The sequence below is a fragment of the Bradyrhizobium sp. BR 1433 genome (assembly GCF_051547665.1).
In the GTDB taxonomy this organism is placed as follows: domain Bacteria; phylum Pseudomonadota; class Alphaproteobacteria; order Rhizobiales; family Xanthobacteraceae; genus Bradyrhizobium; species Bradyrhizobium australafricanum.
Genome location: NZ_JBPUGG010000001.1, coordinates 2,211,575 through 2,227,959, shown reverse-complemented (window position 1 = coordinate 2,227,959; position 16,385 = coordinate 2,211,575). Strand labels below are relative to the sequence as shown.

General features: G+C 63.8%; 15 protein-coding genes. 12 read left to right on the top strand and 3 right to left on the bottom strand.

The window, feature by feature from the left end; translation table 11 throughout:
- Positions 1-41: 41 nt before the first annotated feature.
- From ACSKB9_RS11270 to ACSKB9_RS11240, 7 genes are all read left to right on the top strand, one after another.
- Positions 42-1,385 (top strand): aspartate aminotransferase family protein, encoded by a 1,344-nt coding sequence (locus ACSKB9_RS11270; protein ID WP_438073167.1) that lies wholly within the window; start codon positions 42-44, stop codon positions 1,383-1,385.
- A 50-nt stretch (positions 1,386-1,435) separates the two neighbouring features.
- Positions 1,436-2,803, top strand: a complete 1,368-nt coding sequence (locus ACSKB9_RS11265; RefSeq protein ID WP_076834294.1) for a glutamine synthetase family protein — start codon at positions 1,436-1,438, stop codon at positions 2,801-2,803.
- Between the two features lie 35 nt (positions 2,804-2,838).
- Entirely contained in the window at positions 2,839-4,224 is a 1,386-nt protein-coding gene (locus ACSKB9_RS11260; RefSeq protein WP_438073166.1) for an aldehyde dehydrogenase family protein, read from the top strand.
- A 16-nt stretch (positions 4,225-4,240) separates the two neighbouring features.
- Positions 4,241-5,413: an iron-containing alcohol dehydrogenase gene (locus tag ACSKB9_RS11255; protein WP_438073165.1), complete on the top strand. Its 1,173-nt coding sequence runs from the start codon at positions 4,241-4,243 to the stop codon at positions 5,411-5,413.
- A gap of 3 nt (positions 5,414-5,416) precedes the next feature.
- A complete protein-coding gene (locus ACSKB9_RS11250; protein ID WP_438073163.1) occupies positions 5,417-6,247 on the top strand; it encodes a type 1 glutamine amidotransferase in 831 nt (276 codons plus the stop codon).
- Positions 6,244-7,470: a Zn-dependent hydrolase gene (locus tag ACSKB9_RS11245; protein ID WP_438073161.1), complete on the top strand. Its 1,227-nt coding sequence runs from the start codon at positions 6,244-6,246 to the stop codon at positions 7,468-7,470. Before ACSKB9_RS11250 ends, ACSKB9_RS11245 begins: the two co-directional genes overlap by 4 nt.
- Positions 7,471-7,730: 260 nt before the next feature.
- Positions 7,731-9,167 (top strand): IS1182 family transposase, encoded by a 1,437-nt coding sequence (locus ACSKB9_RS11240; RefSeq protein WP_438073159.1) that lies wholly within the window; start codon positions 7,731-7,733, stop codon positions 9,165-9,167.
- A 766-nt stretch (positions 9,168-9,933) separates the two neighbouring features.
- On the opposite strand, the gene ACSKB9_RS11235 is transcribed toward ACSKB9_RS11240, so the two are convergent.
- Complete coding sequence (locus tag ACSKB9_RS11235) at positions 9,934-10,131, bottom strand: hypothetical protein (RefSeq protein WP_076834229.1); 198 nt, start codon at positions 10,129-10,131, stop codon at positions 9,934-9,936.
- Positions 10,132-10,216: 85 nt separating this feature from the next.
- The gene (locus ACSKB9_RS11230; protein ID WP_438073157.1) at positions 10,217-10,348 is read right to left on the bottom strand and encodes a hypothetical protein; all 132 of its coding nucleotides are present in this window, start codon (positions 10,346-10,348) and stop codon (positions 10,217-10,219) included.
- A gap of 214 nt (positions 10,349-10,562) precedes the next feature.
- Between ACSKB9_RS11230 and ACSKB9_RS11225 the strand changes: the two genes are divergently transcribed.
- The 4 genes from ACSKB9_RS11225 to ACSKB9_RS11210 are packed head-to-tail and all read left to right on the top strand — an operon-like array spanning position 10,563 to position 14,327.
- Positions 10,563-11,075: a DUF485 domain-containing protein gene (locus ACSKB9_RS11225; protein ID WP_438073155.1), complete on the top strand. Its 513-nt coding sequence runs from the start codon at positions 10,563-10,565 to the stop codon at positions 11,073-11,075.
- Positions 11,072-12,766: a cation/acetate symporter ActP gene (actP, locus tag ACSKB9_RS11220; protein WP_438073153.1), complete on the top strand. Its 1,695-nt coding sequence runs from the start codon at positions 11,072-11,074 to the stop codon at positions 12,764-12,766. Before ACSKB9_RS11225 ends, actP begins: the two co-directional genes overlap by 4 nt.
- A 37-nt stretch (positions 12,767-12,803) precedes the next feature.
- Positions 12,804-14,159, top strand: coding sequence for a fumarylacetoacetase (fahA, locus tag ACSKB9_RS11215; protein WP_438073151.1), 1,356 nt, complete (start codon positions 12,804-12,806; stop codon positions 14,157-14,159).
- A gap of 15 nt (positions 14,160-14,174) precedes the next feature.
- A complete protein-coding gene (locus ACSKB9_RS11210; protein WP_156436539.1) occupies positions 14,175-14,327 on the top strand; it encodes a hypothetical protein in 153 nt (50 codons plus the stop codon).
- Here ACSKB9_RS11210 and ACSKB9_RS11205 read toward each other — a convergent pair.
- The gene (locus ACSKB9_RS11205; protein ID WP_438073149.1) at positions 14,290-15,366 is read right to left on the bottom strand and encodes an AraC family transcriptional regulator; all 1,077 of its coding nucleotides are present in this window, start codon (positions 15,364-15,366) and stop codon (positions 14,290-14,292) included. The two genes, ACSKB9_RS11210 and ACSKB9_RS11205, sit on opposite strands and share 38 nt — an antisense overlap.
- A 249-nt stretch (positions 15,367-15,615) precedes the next feature.
- Between ACSKB9_RS11205 and ACSKB9_RS11200 the strand changes: the two genes are divergently transcribed.
- Positions 15,616-16,383: an enoyl-CoA hydratase/isomerase family protein gene (locus ACSKB9_RS11200; protein WP_057020596.1), complete on the top strand. Its 768-nt coding sequence runs from the start codon at positions 15,616-15,618 to the stop codon at positions 16,381-16,383.
- Positions 16,384-16,385 lie beyond the last annotated feature (2 nt).

The window sequence follows — 16,385 nt, the reverse complement described above, 5'->3', positions numbered from 1 at the left end:
CTTTGGTCCGCGCAGGCCGCGGGCCAAAGGGAAGGCAGGCGATGCAGCAGGAGAAAGGGATTCTGGCGTTGAACGCCTTCGATCAGAGCCGGGTGTCGTCAATCGACCCAGCGCTCGGCGAGGCGGTGCAACGACGCCTGCGTTCGTTCGGAAAAGCCTCGGTGCTGTTCTATCAGGAGCCGATCAGGATGGCGCGCGCCGAAGGCGTCTATATGTTCGACGTCGATGGTCGGCGCTATCTCGATCTCTACAACAACGTGCCGTCGGTCGGGCATTCGCATCCGCGCGTTGTCGAGGCGATAAGCCGTCAGGCCGGCCTGCTCAGCACGCACACACGCTATCTCAACGACGTCGTCGATGGCTATGCGGAGCGTCTCCTGGCGACGTTTCCGCGCGGGATCGATCATCTGGTCCTGACTTGCACCGGCAGCGAGGCGAATGACCTTGCGCTACGGGTCGCGAAAGTGACAACCGGGCGGATGGGCTTCATTGTCACGGAGACCGCCTATCACGGCAATAGCGCCGCAGTGACCGATGTCTCGCCGTCCTCGCGTCCCGGTCAGCCGCTGCCGCCCCACGTGCGGGCAGTTCCCGCACCCGAGATGTATCGCAATCCGGTCGGCGATCCCGGCCAGCGCTTTGCCGACAGCGTTGCCGCAGCGATCACCGATCTCGAGCGAAGCGGCTTCGGCTTTGCTGCGCTGCTGGTAGACACGATCTTTTCGAGCGATGGCATCCATGCCGACCCTGCCGGCTTCCTGGCCCCCACCGTGAAGCTCGTGCACGAACGTCAGGGACTGTTCATCGCCGACGAGGTGCAGCCAGGCTTCGGACGAACCGGGGCGGCGATGTGGGGCTTCGTGCGCCATGGCGTCGTCCCCGACATCGTCACGATGGGCAAGCCCATGGGCAACGGCTTTCCGATGGGAGGCGTCGCCATGCGCGCCGCGCTGCTCGATCGCTTTGCCGCGGAAGTGAAGTACTTCAACACCTTCGGCGGCAACCCGGTGGCCGCGGCCGCAGGCCTTGCCGTGCTCGACGTCATCGAGGACGAGGGCTTGATGCAGAATGCGCGCGAGGTCAGCCGTCACCTGATGGAGGGATTGCGCGAGATCGGCAATCGCCACATGACCATCGGAGACGTTCGTGGTGCCGGCCTGTTCATCGGGCTCGAACTGGTGCGCGACCGCGACAGCAAGGAGCCCGCACCGGAGCTCGCTAGCCTGCTGATCAATCGCCTGCGCCGGCGCGGCATCCTGATCGGTGCTGCCGGTCCGTTCGGCAGCACGCTCAAGATTCGTCCGCCGCTGTGCTTCGGCAAGGACCACGCCGACATGTTCATCACCGCGTGCGACGAGGAGTTGCGCGAGGTGGCCGCGTCGTGACGCGATCGCCGATAGCCCGCGATGCCACAGAAGCCGAAGATTTGAAGATCATGGATGCAAGAAGCGTACGAACTATCGCCGAGGCGAAGGCCCTTGTCGAGGAGCGGGGCCTCTCCCACGTCAAGCTCGGCATCGTCGATCTCGACGGCGTCATTCGCGGAAAATATCTCGCGCGCGACAAGTTCGTCGGCGCGCTGGAGGCCGGCTTCAGCTTCTGTGACATCGTGTTCGGCTGGGACTCCAACGACCAGATGTACGACAATTGTGCATTCACCGGCTGGCATACGGCCTTTCCCGACGCGACCGCGCGCATCGATCCTTCGACCTGCCGCAATGTGCCGACGGAAGAGAACATGCTGTTCTTCCTCGGTGAATTCGAGGGCGCCGCGGCGGGGGTGTGTCCGCGCCGGCTGCTGCGGCGCGTCATTGACCGCGCCGAGGGCATGGGATTCTCGCCGTCCGTGGCCGCGGAGTTCGAGTTCTTCGTGTTCGACGAGACGCCGCACAGCGTGCGCGAGAAGGGCTTTCGCGGCTTGAGGAATCTCACGCCGGGCTGGTTCGGCTATTCTATGCTGCGCGCCTCCGTCGAGTCCGAATTTCATCGCTCGCTGCTCAAGCTCTGCAACGAGATGGACATGCCGGTCGAAGGCCTGCACACCGAGACCGGACCCGGCGTGCTGGAGGCCGCGATCCAATACACCGATGCGCTCGCGGCCGCCGATCGCGCCGTGCTGTTCAAGACCTTCTCCAAGGTCTGGGCCGAGCGACAGGGCAAGATGCTCACCTTCATGGCCAAATGGTCGAACGCCTATCCCGGACAATCCGGGCATCTGCATCTGTCGCTGCGCGACCGGGACGGCAAGCCGGTGTTTCACCAGAGCGGCAGGCCCGGCGACATGTCCGACATCATGCGCTGGTTCGTCGGCGGCCAGCAGGCGCTGCTTCCGGAGCTGCTTGCGATGGTGGCCTCGACCGTGAACAGCTACTCGCGCCTGATCCCCGGCTTCTGGGCACCGACCGACGCGACCTGGGGAATCGAGAACCGGACCTGCGCGTTGCGCGTCATTCCCGGCAAGCCGGCCAGCCAGCGCGTCGAGTACCGCGTCGCTGCCGCCGACATCAATCCGTATCTGGCGATCGCGGCCGCGCTCGGATCGGGCCTCTGGGGAATCGAGCACAGGATCGAACCGGACGAGCCGATCATCGGCAACGCCTATGAGCGCAAGCATCCGCCCGAGCGCGCGTTTCCGCGCACGTTGTCGGAGGCGGCCGACCGGCTGGTCGCCTCGCAGGCGGCGCGCAACCTGTTTGGCGACGTCTTCGTCGATCACTACGCGATGACGCGGCAGTGGGAGGAGCGCGAGTTCCGCAAGGCCATCACCGACTGGGAGCTCGCTCGCTACTTCGAGATCATTTGAGACGGATCCTCCCTTCCAAAAACGAGTGACATCACGTGAACGATATCGTCTGCATTTCGCCGGTCGACGGCAGCGAGGTTGCCCGGCGGCCCGTCGCAACGGGTGCCGAGGTCGCCGCGGCTCTCGCGCAAGCACGGAAAGCGCAGCAGGAATGGTCGAGCATATCGCTCGCCGAGCGCAAGGCCATGATGCTCGCCTTCCTGCACGAGATGCGGGCGCAGAACGACGAGGTCGTTCCGGAGCTCGCGATGCAGATGGGCCGGCCGGTGCGCTATGGCGGCGAACTGCGCAGCCTGGAGGAGCGCGTCCGCGTGCTGGTCGAGCTCAGCGATGAAGCGCTGGCGCCGATCGTGCCGACCGGGCAGCCCGGCTTCCGCCGCATGATCAAGCGCGTTCCTGCCGGCATCGTGCTGGTGATCGCGCCCTGGAACTATCCCTATCTCACCGCGGCCAACACCATCGTGCCGGCGCTGCTGGCCGGCAACGCCGTGATCCTGAAGCATGCCGCGCAGACCCTGCTGGTCGGTGAGCGCTTCCAGGCGGCACTGGACCGGGTCGGCCTGCCCAAGGGGGTGTTCAGGACGCTCACGCTCGACCATGTCATGACCAGTGAGCTGATCTCATCGCGCTCGGTCGACCATGTGAACTTCACCGGTTCGGTCGCCGGCGGCCGGGCGGTCGAGCGAGCGGCGGCCGGGACATTCATCAGCCTCGGGCTAGAGCTCGGCGGCAAGGATCCGGCCTATGTGCGGCCGGATGCCGATTTCGATTTCGCGGTCGAGCAGCTCGTGGACGGCGCCTTCTACAACTCCGGCCAATGCTGCTGCGGCATCGAGCGGATTTACGTGCATGAGCGGATCTATAACTCCTTTGTAGACGCCTTTGCCGGCCTGACCGCGCGCTACCGGCTCGGCAACCCGCTGTCGCGGGACACGACGCTCGGCCCGATGGCGGCGACACGCTTTGCCGATACCGTCCGCGCCCACATCGGCGAGGCCGTCGCAAAAGGCGCGCAGCCTCTGATCGATCCGGCCCGGTTCCCAGCGGACAAGATCGGTACGGCCTATCTGATGCCTCAGGTCCTGGTCGGCGTCGATCACTCCATGCAGGTGATGATGGAGGAGAGCTTCGGGCCTGCGGTCGGCCTCATGAAGGTCTCCTCCGATCAGGAGGCGGTTGGCCTAATGAACGACAGCCCCTATGGCCTGACTGCATCGGTCTGGACCGAGGACGCCGCCGCAGCCGAACGTATCGGTGACGGCATCGCAACGGGCACCGTATTCATGAACCGCTGCGATTATGTCGATCCCGCCCTGGCGTGGACCGGCCTCAAGGACACCGGACGTGGTGTCGGCATGTCGCGCCTCGGCTTCGAGGCGTTGACCCGCCCAAGATCATTCCACCTTCGCATCGAGCATTGAGCATTGAGAGCAGCACATGGACGTTCAGATCACCGGCGCCTGGAATTTTCCGACGCGCGTCGTTACCGGCGCGGGCCGCATTGCCGAGCTTCCCGAGGCGTGCCAGACCAACGGCCTCACCAGGCCATTGCTGGTCACCGATCACGGGCTTGCCAAGACCGATCTCATCGCCAGCATCGTCGACCGTGTGCGCGAGGCGGGCATTCCGCTCGCCGTGTTTTCCGACGTGAAGACCAATCCGACCGAAACCAACCTGACGGCCGGCATCGAAGCCTTCAAGGCCGGCGGTCATGACGGCGTGATTGCGGTGGGCGGAGGTTCGGCGCTGGACGTCGGCAAATGCGTGGCGTTCATGGTGGCGCAGTCGCGCCCGGTCTGGGATTTCGAGGACGTCGGCGATTGGTGGACGCGCGCCGACACCAAGGGCATCGCGCCGATCATTGCGGTGCCGACGACGGCAGGCACGGGGTCCGAGGTCGGCCGCGCCGGTGTGATCACTCGTGAGGATACCCATGAGAAGAAGATCATCTTCCATCCCATGATGATGCCCAGGATCGCAATCGAGGATCCCGAGCTCGCGGTCGGTCTCTCGCCGTTTCTCACCATGGCAACCGGCATGGATGCGCTGTCGCACTGCTTCGAGGCCTACTGCGTCAAGGCATTTCAACCCCTTGCCGACGGCATCGCACTGGAGGGGATGAAGATCGTCGATAACTATCTGCCGCGCGCGGTCGAGAACGGTCGCGACCTCGAAGCGCGCGCCTACATGTTCGCCGCGGCCTCGATGGGAGCCACCGCGTTCCAGAAGGGGTTGGGCGCGATCCACTCGATATCCCATCCGGTCGGCGCCCGATACGATACCCATCACGGGCTGACCAATGGTGTGGTCTTCCCTTATGTCCTGGTCTGCAACAAGGCTGCGATCGCCGACAAGATTCCGCACATTGCCCGCGCGCTCAACCTGCCGAGCCAAGACTTCGATGCCGTGCTGTCCTGGCTGCTGGCCTTCCGCAAGAAGCTGGGCGTGCCGCATACGCTCGCCGAGCTCGGGGTGAAGGAGACCGACGCCGGAACGATCGCGGCCGATGCCGTCAAGGATCCGACTGCGGGTGCCAATCCGCGGCCGTTGACCGAGCCGGAGTTCAAGCAGCTGACGCTGGCCGCCATTCGAGGCGATCTTGGAAGCTGAGCCGTGCTGAGGCTGCTCGTTCTCGAGGGCAACACGCTGGCCGGCCGGCGACGGATCGCCGAGACGGCGGGCGCAATGCCTGCGGAGAGCTATACGGCGGTCCTGCGGTCGCTTGCACCTCGCGTCGTCGTCGACATCGCGACACCGGCGGATGCGAGCTTCGCGCTGCCGCAACCGCTCGAAGCTTACCACGGCATCGCGATCACGGGGTCGGCCCTCAATATCTACCAGCGAGAGGTCGAAGCGCTGCGGCAGATCGACCTCGTGCGCGAGATCTTCGTTCGCGGAGTGCCAATGTTCGGCTCGTGCTGGGGCTTGCAGCTCGCCACGGTCGCAGCGGGCGGCGAGGTCGGTCTCAACCCGGCGGGGCGCGAGGTCGGGTTCGCGCGAAGGATCATGCTGACGGCTGAAGGCGGCGCTCATCCCATGCATGCTGGCCGTGCGGCGGTGTTCGACGCGCCGGCCATCCACAGCGATATTGTCACCCGCCTTCCGCAGTCCGCAACCGTCACCGCCTGGAATACCATGTGCGAGGTTCAGGCGGCGGAGATCCGTTTCGGTCGCGGGCTATTCTGGGGCGTGCAGTATCATCCCGAATATCGCCTGCACGACGTCGTCGCCGTCATCCGGCGCTACGGACAGCTCCTGGTTGACGAGGGTTTCTTTGCCGATCTGGACGCGCTCGCGCGTTATGCCGGCGACCTCTCGGCGCTCGAGGCGGACGAACGGCGTGGCGATCTCGCCTGGAAACTGGCACTTCACCGCGACATTCTGAGCCATGATTGCCGGCAGACCGAGCTGAGGAACTGGATCGCATCGCTGGAGCAGACATGACCGCATTGCATGACCTCATCGCGCGCTTTGCCAGGATCGGTGCGACCGACGACGGTGGCGTGTGTCGGCTGGCTGGAACGGCGCGCGACAAGGAGGCGAGGGACCTCTTCTTGCACGAGATCGCCGATCGCGGCCTTGTTCCGAGGATCGATGCGATCGGCAATCTGTTTGGCGTGGCGATGCTGGCACCGGCGTCTACGGACGTCGTCATGACCGGCTCGCACCTCGATTCCCAGCCGACGGGAGGGCGATATGACGGGGTCTTCGGCGTGCTCGCCGGGATCCTCGCGGTCGAGGCCGTCAGGGAGCGTTGCCGTGCCAATCCCGGCGCCGCGCGACGCAACCTCGCCGTCGTGAACTGGACCAATGAGGAGGGTGCCCGCTTCCAGCCCAGCCTGACCGGCAGCTCGGTTTTCGCCGGCGCCCTGAGCCTGAAGGATGCATATGCGTGCAGCGACGCAGAGGGCGTCACCCTGGGCGAGGCGCTGTCCGCGATCGGCTATTGCGGGACGACGCCGCTCGAACACAATCCGGTGCGCTATGTCGAGTTGCATGTGGAGCAGGGCGATCGCCTGGAGCAGGCGGCTGGCGACATTGCCGCAGTGTCCGGCGCGTGGATGGCGCGCAAGATATCGGTGATGTTCGAAGGCGACTACTCGCACACCGGACCGATGCCGATGGCGCTCCGCCGCGACGCACTGCGCGCAGCGGCCCGGGCTATCGAGGCGCTGTACCAGGAGGTCGCGAGGGAGACTGCGGGCGCCCATGCCTCCGCGGGGCGCATCAGCGTTTATCCCAACTCGCCGAATGTCGTGGCGGGCCGTGTTCGGGTCTGGTTCGAGATCCGGCATGAGGCCGAAGCCGTGGTCTCGGCGATCAGCGATCGCTTTCTGAAGCGAATCGCGCGTGAGTCGGGCGAGATCGGCGTTGGTATCTCGATCGCTGCCGACGAGAGGCGAGCGGGGACCGTGCTTGATCCCGGCGGCGTGGCACTGGTTCTTTCTGTCGCCGCGGATCTCGGTTTCAAGGCCATGACGTTCAAGACCATCACCGGCCACGACGCGCTGGCGATCCAGAAATCTGTTCCGTCCTCGCTGATCTTCGTCCCGAGCGAGGGCGGGCTCAGCCACAATCCGCGCGAGTTCACGGCGCCCGCGGCCCTCGACAAGGGCTACGCGGTGCTGACCGAGGTGCTGTGGAGAATGGTTACCGCGAAGGCGTGAGGCATTTCGGGTGGATGATCCTAAATGGGCGATGAAGGGACACCACCCGACAAGTAATTGATTTGCTGGTGGGTCCGGCGGGACTCGAATCTGCAACCAGACCGTATGAGCGACGATCGCGTTCGAAGCTCGTCTGCCGCATATCAAAGTAGACCGTTAGCTGATTTCCGCTTCTGGCCCAGGCTGTGTGAAAACCGTGAAAACCTTCTGTTTGAAGTGATTCGCGCGATAAGATTCTCCGACGACTTGCGGGGGATCAGATGAAGCGCTTCGTCGAAGGGTTGGATCGCGGGCAGAGCACACTTTTTCCGGCATCGCTCGACGATTATGTGACCGAGGATAATCCGGTGCGAGCGGTCGACGTGTTCGTTGACGGTCTCGATCTCCGCAAGGTCGGGTTTGCAGGTGTCCAGCCACTCGACACCGGCCGCCCCAGTTATCATCCCGGCACTATGCTCAAGCTCCATATCTACGGCTACCTTAATCGGATTCCGTCGAGCCGGCGCCTCGAGCGGGAATGCCAGCGCAACATCGAGTTGATCTGGTTGACGGGGCAGCTAGCACCGGACTTCAAGACCATCGCGGATTTCCGCAAGGACAATGGCAAGGCCATCCGTCAGGTCTGTCGCGAGTTCGTCGCGCTGTGCCGCAAGCTTGATCTGTTCAGTGCCGCGAGCGTCGCCATTGATGGATCGAAGTTCAAGGCTATCAATGCCCGGGACAAGAACTTCACCGAGGCCAAGATGAAGAGGCGTCTTGAGCGGATCGATGAGAGCATCGCCCGCTATCTCTCTCAACTGGAGACCGCCGATCGGCATGGCGATGCGGTGCCGGAGGTGAAGGTTGAGCGGTTGAAGGGCAAGATCGAGAAGCTCAAGGAGGAAATCGTCCGGCTCAACGCGATCAACGCAGAGATGATGAAGGGTGAAGACAAGCAGATCTCGCTCTCCGATCCTGACGCTCGCTCGATGGCGACAAGTGGCAAGGATACTGGCATCGTTGGCTACAACGTGCAGATTGCAGTTGATACGCAGCATCATCTCATCGTGGCTCACGAGGTGACCAATGTGGGCAGCGATCGCCACCAGCTCGCCAACATGACCGGGCAGGCGCGTGCCGAGATGGCTGTCGAGACACTCGATGCCGTTGCTGATCGCGGCTACTACGACAGCGAAGAGATTCGCGCCTGCGAGGAGGCTGGCATCACGGTCACACTGCCGAAACCGATGACCTCAGGTGCGAAAGCTGCAGGCCGTTTCGGCAAGCAAGACTTCATCTATGCCGCGGCCGAAGACATCTACCGCTGTCCTGCTGGTGAACGGCTGACGTATCGCTTCACCGTCGAGGAGGATGGCAAGATACTCCGCCGTTACTGGACGACTGCTTGCCGCATCTGCGCGCTCAAGGCTCAGTGCACGACCGGCCCCGAACGGCGTATCACGCGCTGGGAGCACGAAGCTGTGCTGGAGAAGGTTCAGCAGCGACTTGACCAAGACCCCAACAAGATGACCTTACGCCGGCAGACGGTGGAGCATCCGTTCGGGACCATCAAGGCCTGGATGGGTGCGACGCACTTCCTGATGCGACGACGACACAAGGTTGCGACCGAAATGGCGCTTAATGTGCTCGCCTACAACATGAAACGCGTAATAGCGATTCTGGGCTGCGCCACACTGCTGGAAGCGATGCAGACGTAACCCGACATTGTACCGGCGCCTCAGCGCTTAGAACCTTCTGGCAGCTCATTGGCAGCCCAGACGAGCTACGAAACCGTGCGGGAACATCTCGCCCGCCAATTGAAAACAGGGTTCTCACACAGCCTGGGCCCAAAGCCGAACTTTGCAGAAGGTTGCAATGTCCGCCTTCGCGAGGAAAGCCGACCAAGGCGAAGCGGACCGCCGAGATCGGCTTCGACCCATACCTCGTGCGCATTGAGCCCAGTTACGGAACCAATATCGCAATTGATAAACTTCGATTTGCTCTGCAAGCCTTTCTTTTGAACGAGCCGATAAACGCTTCGGGCACGAAGGATTATTTCGGGATGATGTTGAGCAGGAATTCGGCGATGGTCTGCTCTTTGGCTTTGCCGGCGTAGACTGCAACGGCTGGCCACGGCGATGCCGCAGAAGAAGCCATAGCCGCGGCGGGCGGATAACGGTAGTCATCCCTTAATGATGAGGCGCCCTAGGAACGCATTGCAGGCCCGCTCGGCTTCAGCGAACGAACTGAAGGGAGACCCGGATACGTGAGCCGCTGGCATATTCAGAAAGTCAGGGCGATATGATGCAACAAAGCCCGGCTCTCCATGCAATCCAGGTCCACTCCGGCTCTCGTTGCTGATGACGAATGAATAGTCGTCGCTGCTTGCGATCCATATCTCCAGTTCAGTATCGACTCGGCGGAAGTGCAGGGCCATTTCACCCTCACAAACTTTGGTCCTCCGTGATCATCCACATGGGACGCTTAGTCTGCTTTTGTGCGGTTGGCCGCTTCTGCCTCCCGCGCCAGCCGTTCGGCCTTTAGGCGCTCTCGATTATCATGGACCGCTTTTTGCGCTTTGGCGTAATCCGTCATAGCATCCTTCGGCCTGACAGTTTTGAATGCCTTGTTTGCTTCGCGTTCCGCAGCCGTCGGCGCCCGTCGGTCTCGCTCTTTAATCATTGTTGACCTCCCATTTGGGCTGACTAATTCAACGCGCGAAGCAAGCTTTCGATCCTATTATGGGGCAATGATCTTGAGGCTGTGATCATTTTAGATTTCTGTCGCGGCGCACCTTGTGAAACTCCTCCGGCCCTTTGATGAGCTTGCGCTTGCGGCTGGCCTGATCGTCTTGGCTGGCTGTACTGTCGGTCACCTTGTGGATTGCGTCGCCTGCCAATTCGCGGGCGCGCTCCCTGGGGCTGTGCCGTTCAGCGCGCAGCGCCGTGGGCGATACAGTTAGCTCGAACTCGATGAGCCGGCGGACGTCCTCAGAGCGGCCGGGAGTATCGTCCTGCTTTGCCGCCCAGGCATCGACGACAGCCCGTAGGTCGGCTGACAGGCGAATTACGACTGTCCGGCTTGTGCATCGTCGCGGGATGTCGAGACAGGTGATGGCGCGACAATCGCGGCGCGCCCAGCATGGCATGAAATCACCCGGAGTTTGGCAGGATATCACCTTGCCGGATGCGATCCGGATTCTAATGCTCCGAGCCTGGAGAGGAGACACCCCGAGCCTTGAATCTCTGCGCCGCAACGCACGCGAATGGGCACGGCGATCACCAAAATGTCTACGAGGGAGGAATCGGATGCCACAACTGTCGCCGGACCGCACGCGAGAAATCCTTGCCGACGCCGCGTTCAGGGAACTGGTCTCGGGACGCGCGCGGCTGCGATGGGGTCTGTCCATCCTGACGCTGGTCATGTTCTTCGGCTTCATTGCGCTGATCTCGACCGCGAAAGCCGCGCTCGGCGCAAGATTCGCCGGCAGCGCGATGCCGCTCGGCTTCGCGCTCGCCCTTCTCATGGTTGCGGCGATCATCGCTTTCACCGCCTTCTATGTTCAGCGCTCGAACACGCGCTTCGACGAACTCGCGCGCAGAGTCAATCGGGAGCTCGGCCGATGATCGCGAGATGGCTGCTGATCGCACTTTACGTGGTGTTTCCATTCGCGGCGATGGCCCAGGGCGCGCCCGCCGCGGGGGCGCGTGGGCCCGACTGGATCGCGATCGGAATGTTCCTGATTATCGTCGCCGTCACGCTCGTCATCACCTGGCGCTCGGCCGGCAGCACCGGATCGAAGGCGGGCTTCTACACCGCCGGACACGCGATCACGCCGGTACAGAATGGTCTGGCGACCGCTGGCGATTTCCTGTCGGCGGCCGCATTTCTCGGCATATCCGCGCTGGTCTACGCCAACGGCTTCGACGGCTTCATTTACGCGCTCGGCTTTCTCACGGGATGGCCGATAGTGCTGTTCCTGATGTCGGAGCGCATGCGCAATCTGGGCAGCTACACCTTCGCGGATGCCGCCGCGTTCCGCCTGCAGCGGACGCCGGTCCGGCTCGTCGCCGCGACCGGAAGTCTCGTCGTTGTGCTGTTCTACCTGATCGCGCAACTGATCGGCGCGGGCAAGGTGATCCAGTTGCTTTTCGGCATCAACTACATCTTCGCCGTGCTCGGCGTCGGCGTGCTGATGATCCTTTATGTGATCGTGGGCGGCATGCAGGCGACCACCTGGGTTCAGATCACCAAGGCGGTGCTGCTGCTGTGCGGCGGAACGCTGCTCGCGCTGGCTGCCCTGTGGCATTTCGAGTTCAGCCTCGGACGGCTGCTGGAGGCCGCAAGCCACGTCCATCCCAAGGGAGCCGCTATTCTGGTCCCCGGCGGACTGTTCGCCGAACCGGTGTCCGCCATCTCGCTCGGCCTCGCGCTGGTGTTCGGCACCGCCGGCTTGCCGCATATCCTTATGCGGTTCTTCACGGTGAAGGACGCCGCCGCGGCCCGCAAATCGGTGTTCGATGCGACGGCCTGCGTCGCGTATTTCTGCTGGATCATTCCGGTGCTGGGCTTTGCCGCCGCAGCGATCCTTATGACGGATCCGAGCTACTTCAATGTCGCGGCATCCGGACAATTCAACAAGATCGCCGACCTGATCGGCGGGCCGAACATGGCGTCGATCCATCTCGCCCACGCGATGGGCGGCCCGCTGCTGCTCGGCTTCATCTCCGCGGTGGCATTCGCGACCATTCTTGCCGTCGTCGCCGGCCTGACGCTCGCCGGCGCCTCGGCCGTCAGCCATGACATCTACGGCCAGGTGCTGGCCGGCGGCAAGGCATCGGAGGCGCGCGAACTCATGGTCTCGAAGTTCTCAGCTGTTGCCATCGGCGTCGTCGCGGTTCTGCTGGCCTATGCTTTCGAGAATCAGAACGTGGCGTTCATGGCGGGACTTGCGCTGTCGGTGGCGGCGAGCTGCAACTTTCCGGTGCTTGCGATGGGGATGTTCTGGCGCGGCACCACGACGCGCGGCGCCGTCGCCGGAGGTCTCGCGGGCCTGGTCGCGTCGGTCGTGCTGGTCGTGCTCAGCAAGACGGTCTGGGTCGCCGTCCTCGGCTTTCCGACGGCGCTGTTCCCCTACGACAATCCGGCTCTGGTCTCGATGCCGCTCGCCTTCCTGTTCGTCTGGCTGTTCTCGGTAACGGATCGCAGCGAGCGCGCTGCGCGCGAACGCGAGGCGTTTGCGGCGCAGTTCATCCAATCCGAGATCGGAACGGTTTTGGCCAGCGAACGCCCGGCTCTCGCAGCCGCGGCCTCGTGACAATGGACGGCACGGATCGAGGAATCTGGAAGACAGCATGACCAATGCAGTTCAACTCGACGAGACCCACGACCCGGCACGGCGGAGTTTTGTCGAGACGGCAAACGGCGGCGCGACCGACTTCCCGATCCAGAATCTGCCGCTTGGCATCTTCAGCACAGCGGCCGATACGCAGCCGCGGATCGGCACCGCGATCGGAGATTTCGTCTTCGACCTGAAGCGAGCGCTCGGTTCCGATGAGCACCTCGCGGCGCCGATCCGCCAGGCGCTCCAGCAAGGCACACTCAATGCGCTGTTCGCGCTCGGACCTATGGCGATGCGGGAGCTGCGCCGCCGCGCCGCCGATCTGCTGGGGCAGGGCAGCGCGGCCAATCACGCCAGGCGCCGCGCCTCCGAATTGTTGACGTCGATCGCGGATGCGACGCTGAATCTGCCCACACGCATCTCGAACTACACGGACTTCTACGCCGGCATCTATCATGCGCGGGCGGCGGGCGCGCTGCTGACGCCGGAAAATCCGCTTCCCGCGAACTACAAATGGGTGCCCATCGCCTATCACGGCCGTGCCTCGTCGGTGCAAGTGGGGCGCGGGATGGTGCGACGGCCACTCGGGCAACGCCCGCCCACGGTGGCGGGCGCTCCGCCGGGCTTCGGCCCATGCGAACGGTTGGATTTCGAGCTCGAGATGGGTTTCTACCTCGCCGCCGGCAACCGGGTGGGCAATCCCATCCCGATCTCTGAGGCAGCGCAGCAGATCGTCGGCTATTCGCTGCTGAACGACTGGTCGGCGCGCGACATCCAGCGCTGGGAGATGTTTCCGCTCGGACCGTTCCTCAGCAAGAGTTTTGCCACCTCGGTGTCACCGTGGGTCGTCACGTCGGATGCGCTGGCGCCGTTCCGCGTCGCGGCGCTGGCGCGGCCGGACGGCGATCCGCGTCCGCTCGACTATCTGTTCGACGCGGCCGATCAATCGCACGGCGGACTCGATGTCCACCTCGAGGTCCTGCTCTCGACCGCGCAGATGCGCGCCGCGAACCAGCCCGCCGCGGCGATTCTCACATCCAACGCAAAGTACCTGTATTGGACGCCGGCGCAGATGGTCGCGCACCACAGCATCAACGGCTGCAATTTGCAGCCGGGCGATCTGATCGGCACCGGTACCATCTCGGGGCCAAGCCCGTCGCAGCTTTCGAGCATGCTCGAGTTCACCGCCGCAGGATCGAGGCCGGCCGCGCTTGCGAGCGGCGAGAGCCGCAGTTTCCTCGAGGATGGCGATGAAGTCACCTTCCGGGGCCGCTGCAGCCGGGAGGGTTTTGCGGGCATCGGGTTCGGCTCATGCGTCGGCCGGATCGGGCCGGCGGACGCCGTCATTGCCGGAAACAACCGTGCCTAATGGCGGGAGGGTGATATGGAGTGTCAATCGCTACTAACCTACGCACAGCTCCAGAATGCGGGGCTCGATCCAGACGACTTCCGCTTCGGACAGCTCCTGACATTGGCGGTCGGGTTATCGCTGCTGCTGGTCACGCGTCTGGCGACGCTGCTGGCCGCTGCGCTGTAGGGTGACGGAAGTCCGACGGCGAGCGGTTGGTCCACTTCTTGAACGCCTTGCGGAAGCTGGTGGCGTCGGCAAAGCCGACACGCTCGGCGACCTGATCGATTGCCAGATGGGTGTTCTCGAGCAACTCCGTCGCAATCGACTGCCGCATCCCGTCGACGATCGACTGGAACGACTGCCCGTCCTCCGCCAGCCTGCGGTGGAACGTTCGCAACGACAGCCCGAGCTTGGATGCGATCTCCGGCGCGCCCGCAAATCGGCTGGGGCTGTTGAGGCAGGCGGCTCTGATCCGCCTTACTAGCTCGGATTCGCCGGGATGCTCGGTCAAGACGACGTCACAGAGCTGCTGGCAGATCTTCGCGGTGATCGGGTTCGCATTGGGGCAGGGCAGATCGAGCACCTTGGCATCGAAATGCCATTCCATGCGATCGGCGCCGAAGTCGATCGGGCAGTTGAACATCCGCTCGTAGTTGCGCCAGTGCACGGGTGCGGCAAACGGAAAGATCATCCTCTTGCTTGGGAACGGCGACTCGAGGATGCGGCTGAACATCGCGGTCATCGAGCTGCGCCAGAATTCCGCGGCGAACGGCAGCAGCTCGCCGAGCGGGTCGAGCCCATGGCTGCGTAGGATCGCGGTCGTCCCGTGCTCGATCCGGAAGCTGATCTGCCTGACCGCCGGCCCGGCCATGGTGATGTGATCGAGCGAGAACATCAGCGCTTCGCCGAATGTCCGGCTCGACACCAGCGCATAGCCGTAAATGCCGTAATCGCTGATGCGCTGCCGAGCGCCTGCGAGCAACCCTATATCGGAGCGCTTCGCCAGCCGCATCGCGTTGCGGTAGATCGCCAGCCGCTGGCGGTGCGAGATGCGAGCGTGGGGATCCTCGAGCTGGGAAGCATCGAGACCGGTCCGTGCAAACAGCTCCCGAACCGACACGCCCTGTGCCGCCAGCTCGGCGGCCAGCGCGCCGAGTCCGAGCAGGCTCTGCGTCGGCGCATCGGGGTCGCTCGAGATCGGCATCACTATCTTGATCGGCTTCATGGCACTTCCTCCACGTCCGGCTGGCACAGATTGACAGGCCGACGAACGGCTCTTCCGGCCGTTTGGCAATTTTCGACATCATAATTGGCAGAGCTTGACGTTGTCACGTTTGTTATGACGGACGACATTCAAATCATCAGAACAGCGGGATCTGCGCCGGGCAGGCCCACAGCGAGGAGACGTCTGACCGCCGTGACGCTGCGTCGAAAGCGCTGCCGGCCGGCTTTTGTATCGAGCGGAGGGAACCTGATGACGACAGTACTTCACGAGATGGACGGCAAGGTTGGCGTGGTGACGCTGGCGAAGCCGCCGCACAATTTGCTCGACGACCAGCTCATCAACGATGTGGTCGGCGCCTACCACGCGGTGGTTGCGGCCGGCTGCCGCGCTATCCTGCTGCGTAGCTCGATGCGGCACTTCTGCGCCGGCGCGGAGATGGCGTCCTGGGGAATCGGCACCAAGCTGCACACCGATCAGGCGGGCCTCGAAAAAATCTGGCGTAGTCTCGAGGATGTACCGGTTCCCACGGTTGCCGCCGTCAATGGCGGCGTGCTTGGCGGCGGGCTTGAGCTCGCGCTGACCTGCGACATGATTATCGCAGCGAACACCGCGTTCCTCGGCCAGGTCGAGGTTGCGGTCGGGTTGCTGCCGCTGCTCGGCGGCACGCAGCGCATCGCGCAACGCGCCGGCATCGCGCGGGCCAAGGAGATCGCGATGCTCGGCCGCCGTCACACTCCCGAGGCGTTCGAACGCTGGGGCATCATCAACCTCGTCGTCCCGGAAGCCGAATTGGGCGCTTCATCGATGACCATGGCCCGACAGCTCGCCGCCGGCCCGACCAAGGTCATCGCGGGCGTCAAGATGCAGGCGAACCTGCAGGCGCGCGGCGGCGTCGCCGCTGCCGACGCGCGACAGGTCGAGATCAACGACATGATCTGGAAGGCCAGGGATCGCCAGCGCGGCGCCGACGCCTTCTTCGCGTCGGGCCCGGCAACAGCTGTCTTCGAGGGAGACTGACG